We start from the raw sequence: 1,328 nt of genomic DNA, 5'->3' as shown, positions 1-1,328 counted from the left end.
AAAGGTAGGCATAAGCTATCTCCTTTGATAAAATATTGGTGAGCAAACCAATAACACATTAGAAAGGAGATAAACTTATGCCTGATGACAGTATATCAAATGAATTTACTCTTGACAACTGTTTAGAGAATATGAATTTACCTTTAACAAATCCACAGTATAATCATATTCACAACCTGACATCAAGCATAATTAACACTGAAGGTGAAAAAAACTTATCTAACTTAGAAAATGCTACCTTTGATTCTCCTGATCAAAGTTGTATGTCTAGATTTTTAATGTCTGATTCTTGGTTAAGCGATTTTACTAATGAAACAAGAGTTGAAGAAGCAATCAATTTTGCTTGTAAAAAGGCTAAAGATGATGAAACTGGCTTCTTGATAATTGATGATACTTTGCTCCCTCAATCAGAAAATAATACTCAAATGGAGGGAACTGGTTTTCATAAAGCTCCCAGCTCGGCTGATAAAAAATATTGCTATTCTCATTGTATAACTAGTTCTCATTTATCAATTGGAAAGGTCTCTATGCCTCTAGATTTTGAACTTTATCTAAAGGAGGATTACTGCCAAGAGAATAATAAAGAATTTAATACAAAGATAGAACTAGGGCAGAGTCTAATTAAACAGTTCGATAAGTATTATAATTTTAATCAGAATATCTATGTTATGACAGATAGTTGGTATAATGCTGAAAGTCTTATAAATTGCTCATTAGATAAAGGTTATGATTATATTGGAGCAACTCCTATAAATTATACAATTGACCACAATGATGAAAGTATTAAAATCTCTGGCTTTTATACTAAAATTGAGGTAGATGAATTGGAGTTTGTATATGTTGATGATGAATTTTACTATGTTTATGAGTATGAAGGTCGAGTAGCCAATATTGACAACGCTAAGCTCTTATTATGCTGGGAAAACGGTTCTTCTCTTGAAGATGCTCCTAAATGTATTCTAACTACTGATTTAAGTTTAGATAAAGAAACCATAATCAAGTATTATTCTAAGCGCTGGGAGATTGAAACAAGCTATTTTTACTTCAAAAATGAATTAGGACTTGCTGATTATAGACTCCATTCCTTAAAGTCTATAATTAGATATTTACAGTTGGTCTATCTAGCTTACAACTATCTTGAAATCTTAAAAGTCCTTTCCCCAGATGATGAGAGATTAAGTTATTTTATTGATTTAGCTAGTGATTACTTTTTCAAAGATCTAGTTGACTATATTCACGAAGCTGGAAAGAAAGGAATTCCTATAGAACAAGTTTACGACACTTTAGACCTTGATGGAAATAAGTTACAATTAGTTGCATAGAAAGAG

Annotated in this window: 1 protein-coding gene; it reads left to right on the top strand. The window is 31.0% G+C overall.

The features are described from left to right. Positions 1-77 precede the first annotated feature (77 nt). Positions 78-1,322: a transposase gene (locus MWH30_RS13715; protein ID WP_248664664.1), complete on the top strand. Its 1,245-nt coding sequence runs from the start codon at positions 78-80 to the stop codon at positions 1,320-1,322. Positions 1,323-1,328: the final 6 nt, after the last annotated feature.

This window comes from Fuchsiella alkaliacetigena, from assembly GCF_023227765.1.
Lineage (GTDB): Bacteria > Bacillota > Halanaerobiia > Halobacteroidales > Acetohalobiaceae > Fuchsiella > Fuchsiella alkaliacetigena.
This window is presented reverse-complemented; position numbering and strand designations above follow the sequence as displayed.